4 protein-coding genes and 1 riboswitch are annotated in these 4,689 nt (G+C 70.4%); of the genes, 1 reads left to right on the top strand and 3 read right to left on the bottom strand.

Going from position 1 to position 4,689, the window contains the following annotated elements; genetic code table 11:
• Positions 1–144: 144 nt before the first annotated feature.
• Both ACFQ4O_RS15375 and ACFQ4O_RS15370 read right to left on the bottom strand, forming a co-directional pair.
• Positions 145–1,104 carry a helix-turn-helix transcriptional regulator gene (locus ACFQ4O_RS15375; RefSeq protein ID WP_378776882.1) on the bottom strand — a complete coding sequence of 320 codons (960 nt, stop codon included), beginning with the start codon at positions 1,102–1,104 and terminating at the stop codon, positions 145–147.
• A gap of 431 nt (positions 1,105–1,535) precedes the next feature.
• Entirely contained in the window at positions 1,536–2,621 is a 1,086-nt protein-coding gene (locus tag ACFQ4O_RS15370) for a 2'-deoxycytidine 5'-triphosphate deaminase (protein WP_378776880.1), read from the bottom strand.
• 107 nt (positions 2,622–2,728) lie between these two features.
• Positions 2,729–2,808, top strand: a riboswitch (SAM riboswitch).
• Positions 2,809–2,870: 62 nt separating this feature from the next.
• Between ACFQ4O_RS15370 and ACFQ4O_RS15365 the strand changes: the two genes are divergently transcribed.
• Positions 2,871–4,070: an O-succinylhomoserine sulfhydrylase gene (locus tag ACFQ4O_RS15365; protein WP_378776878.1), complete on the top strand. Its 1,200-nt coding sequence runs from the start codon at positions 2,871–2,873 to the stop codon at positions 4,068–4,070.
• Between the two features lie 286 nt (positions 4,071–4,356).
• On the opposite strand, the gene ACFQ4O_RS15360 is transcribed toward ACFQ4O_RS15365, so the two are convergent.
• Positions 4,357–4,689 (bottom strand): GcrA family cell cycle regulator (locus tag ACFQ4O_RS15360; RefSeq protein WP_378776876.1); only part of this gene is annotated, 333 nt, incomplete at its 5' end.

Below are 4,689 nucleotides of genomic sequence, written 5' to 3'. Positions count from 1 at the left end.
TGGTGGAGATCACCAGACCCCCGGACACGTTCGGGACCCAGTAGGCGAAGCGGATGGGCGATGACGGCGAGGGGGAAGTCATGGGATTACGGCTCCTCGTGGAGAAAAGGCGGGCGCGCTCCGGCGTGCGGGACGGCGTTGAGGTCAGACGTCCTGATGGCGCCGCAGGCGCGACAGAAGCTGACGCTCCGAATTGACGCCGAACTTGCGGTACAGGCGGATCTTGTATTTCTTGACCGTGGTCTTGCTGATCTTCAGCTCGCCGGCGATCTCGCCGGACGACTTCGTCTGAAGGATGAGGTGCAGCACGTTCTGCTCGAGGCGCGTGAGCAACGGCCGCTCGGCGGCCGGCGGACACTCCGCCGGGATCGCAAGCGCGGGATCGTCGCGCCAGTTCAGGGTCAGGATCGAGCCGCCCGGAGCGACCGTGAACGCGTCGTCGAGCCCGTCGATCGTCAGCGCGTAGCGCTCGCCGCGGATCGCGCCCGTCTGGCCGGGGACGAGCCCCCGAAGGACGTCACGCAGATCGGGCGCGAGACCTTCCGCCTCCTCCCAGGCCGCGGACTTGTGCACCACCGCCCCGGAGCGATCGAGAATGAGGTTCGGCCGGATCAGATCGACGGCCGTGTCGTCCGCGTCGTCGCGGCCGGCGAGGAGCCCGGCCACATGGGCGTAACCGAGCCCCTCGATCATGGGCGCGATCGCGTTCAGCGTCTCGAGCTGCCGGTTGAGGAACCGCGTCCGGCTTTCCACGAACAGGCCGAGGGCGGCGCCTCCGGGCAGCGGCAGCAGGATGCCGCTCTCGTCGCTGATGTCCGCGCGGCGCTGGAACTCGCGCTGGTAGCGCCGGCACGCCGCGGAGTCGTCCATCGCCTGCCGCGACACCACGACGCCCGGAACGCGGCTGCTGCGCCAGTAACGCCCGAACGGATCGTCGAACTGGAACAGCCGGTTGTAGTCCTCGACGATCTCCTGATCGATCAGGCGGGTTTCGAAGACATGCGTTTCATCGGCCGAGGCGTAGCGAACGATCCAGAGATAGTCATGGGACACCAGCCGCCCCACCAGATCAAGCAGACGGCTTTCGAACTGCCTGGTGCCCACGGCGCGGGCCGTCGCGCCCACGAGAGAGAAGGCGCCCCGTTCGTTTCCAGCGGATGACAACAGCGAGGCGTCCACGTCTCACATCCGTTCCGGCGCAACCCGCGCGCTGAGGCCGATCCTGACGGGCGCACGGAAACCATCCCCGCCGCCCACGTAAATCAAATTCTGTCTATAGATTTACTGCATTTGCAGGCATGGCTTTGCAACCCTCCGGTCTGGCTCCAAGTGGAGCCACCGAGGCGTCCCCGTCCGGGCCGAACCCGGCATGTCGGCGAGTGATCGACGGTCGCAAAAGAGAAGGCGACGGGCGGCCTGTCGCGTCAGGGCGTCGGCCACGTCGGAAGCGCCGCGCCGCACGGGAGCGGTCGCCCGACGGCGGGTTCGCCGATCTGGCGGAAGCGCCGCCTGTCGCGCGACGGGAACCGCGCGCGTTACGGCGCGCGGAAGTGCTTTGAGAGCTTCAGGCCCTGGCCCTGATAGTTGGAGGTCGCGAGTTCGCCGTAGAGGGTCCTGGGGCGCTCGGACATGCGCTCGTAGACAAGGCGGCCGACCGTCTGGCCGTGTTCGAGGATGAAGGGCACCTCGTGGCTGCGCACCTCCAGCACCGCGCGGGCGCCGACGCCGCGGCCTTGCGCGTGGCCGAACCCGGGGTCGAAGAAGCCGGCGTAATGCACCCGGAACTCGCCCACCAGCGGATCGAACGGCGTCATCTCGGCGGCGTGGTCCGGCGGGGCGGAGACCGCCTCGCGGGAGGCGAGGATGTAAAACTGGCCGGGATCCAGCACGAGGCCCGACCGCCCGGCCCGCACCGGCTCCCAGAAGTCGGCCACCTCGTGGGCGCCCGGGCGGTCCATGTCCACCACGCCGGTGTGGCGCTTGGCGCGCCAGCCCACCACGCCGTCCGCGCCGCCGTCGAGGTCCACCGTCACGGCGACGCCCCCCTTGATGTCGGCGGTCTCGGTGTCGATCAGCCGCTCGCGCGCCTGCAGCGCCTGAAGCTCCGCGTCGTTCAGCCGGGGCTCGCCCCGCCGGAGGCGAAGCTGCGACAGCCGCGAGCCGGCGCGCACCAGCACGGGGAAGGTGCGCGGGCTGATCTCGGCGAACAGCGCGCCGCGATAGCCGGCCGGAACCACGTCGAAGGCGCGGGCGCCGTCGGCGATCACGCGGGTGAACACGTCGAGCCGGCCGGTGGAGCTTTTGGGGTTGGTGGCGCCCGCGACGTCCGCCGGCAGGTCGAGGCTCTCCATCAGCGGCGCGATGTAGACGCAGCCCGTCTCCAGCACCGCGCCGGCGGTCAGGTCGATGGTGTGGAGCGTGAGTTCCGCGAGCCGCTCCGCCACGGTGCGCCCGGCGCCCGGCAGGAAGCTCGCCCGCACCCGGTGCACCACCGCGCCGAGCCGGAGGTCGAGGCTCGCCGGCTGGGCCTGGTCGGCCGCGGCCGGACGCTCCAGCCGGATCGCGCCGGTCGCGATCAGCCGCTCGATCTCCTGGCTCGGAAGGATGCCGCCCTGGCTCATCTCGTTCGGCTCCTCTGAAGCCCCGCCGCCGCGGGCGGCTGCTCTTTGCGCCCGTTCCGTTCGTTTACGCGAACGCGGCGTTGACGCAAGGCGGCATGGGGTCTAGGGATCGTTTCCGTGGTTCCTTGGGCCGGCCGGCTTGCAGCCACGTTAAAACAACCCGCTAAAAGGCCGGATTGCGCGCTTGAGCCCTGACCCCGTCAGCGGATCGCCCGTGCGACCCGGCCCGTTTCGAGGTCGCATCGTCCGATGAGCCGTCGCCCCCTTCCCGCCGACCGGGCGCTGTCGCCCGCCACCCTGCTGATCCACGAGGCCGAGGCCCGCTCCGGCTTCGGCGAGATGTCCGAGGCCATGTTCCTCACCTCGGGCTTCGCCTACGACACCATGGAGGCGGCCGAAGCCCGCTTCGACGGGCGCGACCCGGGCTTCATCTACTCCCGCTTCTCCAACCCGACCGTCGCCACCTTCGAGAAGCGCATGATCGCGCTCGAAGGCGCCGAGGCCGGGCGCGCCACCGCGAGCGGCATGGCGGCGGTGACGGCCGCCATGCTGTGTCAGCTCAACGCCGGCGACCACGTGGTGGCGGCCAAGGCGCTGTTCGGCTCCTGCCGCTACGTGGTGGAAGATCTGTGTCCCCGCTTCGGCATCGCCTCCACGCTGGTGGACGGCGCCGATCTCGCCCAGTGGCGCGCGGCCATCCGGCCGGAGACCAAGGTGCTGTTCCTGGAGAGCCCGACCAACCCGACGCTCGAGGTCTACGACATCGCGGCGATCGCGGCGATCGCCCACGACGCCGGGGCGCGGCTGGTGGTGGACAACGTGTTCGCCACCCCGATCCTGCAGAAGCCGCTCGCGCTCGGCGCCGACGTGGTGATCTATTCCGCCACCAAGCACATCGACGGCCAGGGCCGGGTGCTGGGCGGCATGATCCTCGGCTCCGAAAAATTCGTCATGGACCATCTGCACACCTTCCTGCGGCAGACCGGCCCCTCGCTGTCGCCGTTCAACGCCTGGACCCTCGCCAAAGGGCTCGAGACGCTGCCGCTGCGGGTGGAGCGGGCGCAGGCGACCGCGGGACGGATCGCGGACGTTCTCGCCGAGCACCCGAAGATCGCGAAGCTGACCTATTGCGGCCGGGCGGACCACCCGCAGGCGGAGCTGATCGCCAGGCAGATGACGGGCGGCGGCACGCTGATCGCGTTCCGTGTCGAGGGCGACAAGGCCGCCGCCTTCCGCTTCGGCAACGCGCTGGAGATCGTGAAAATCTCCAACAATCTCGGCGACGCCAAGTCGATCCTGACCCATCCGTCCACCACCACCCACCAGCGCCTGTCGCCGGAGTCCCGCGCCGAAATGGGCATCGTCGACGCCACGCTGCGGCTGTCGGTCGGGCTCGAGGACGCGGACGACCTGATCGAGGACATCGTCCGCGCGCTGGAGACGGTCTGAGGGGCGGAAACGCCCATCACGCCCGAGCCGGTCTCGGGCGTGAGCCCACTCCCTTGTCCCGGCCTTGAGCCGGGACCCAGACACTCTGAGCTTTCAGAAAGAAGCGCGACGGCCAAAGCGCCCATATCCCAGACGCCGACGTCTCTGGGTCCCGGCTCGGAGGCCGGGACAAGGAAGATGCGCCGCCGCCCTCCCCCATCCTTCGCCACCGCAAACGAAACGGGCCGGCGTCGCCGCCGGCCCGTTGAAACCTGTGATCCGTCGCCGGCGAGCCGGCCGCCGGGCGTCAGTGCGTCGGGATGCTCGGACGGCGATCGCGGCGGCGGTCGTTGGCGGGCTGGTAGGCGATGGCCGAGTGGCAGGCGCAATAGGCGCTGCCCGGCGTGGTGCGCGAGCCGCAGAAGCGGAAGTCCGGCTGGCTGGGGTCGCCCAGCGGCCAGCGGCACATGTTCTCGCGCAGGTCCATGATGGTGACGTTCTCAGGAGCCGCCGCCGGGCGGGTCTCCACCAGACGCACGGGGGGCGCCACGATCGCGGCGGCGCGGGGCTCCATCGCGGGGGCGGCGGAAGCGACCGCGAGCGCCGCGTTGCCGCGCACCGCGTAGGCCGGCTGCTGGGG

The sequence above is a fragment of the Methylopila musalis genome (genome assembly GCF_042679725.1).
Lineage (GTDB): Bacteria > Pseudomonadota > Alphaproteobacteria > Rhizobiales > Methylopilaceae > Methylopila > Methylopila musalis.
Note: the sequence above shows the minus strand (reverse complement) of the source record. Positions and strands in the feature narration are given on the sequence as shown.

What these genes read in the sequence shown, in the direction of transcription:
- ACFQ4O_RS15365 (WP_378776878.1), top strand. Translation starts at nt 2,871, where the DNA reads ATGAGCCGTCGCCCCCTTCCCGCCGACCGGGCGCTGTCGCCCGCCACC.
- ACFQ4O_RS15370 (WP_378776880.1), bottom strand. Translation starts at nt 2,621, where the DNA reads ATGAGCCAGGGCGGCATCCTTCCGAGCCAGGAGATCGAGCGGCTGATC.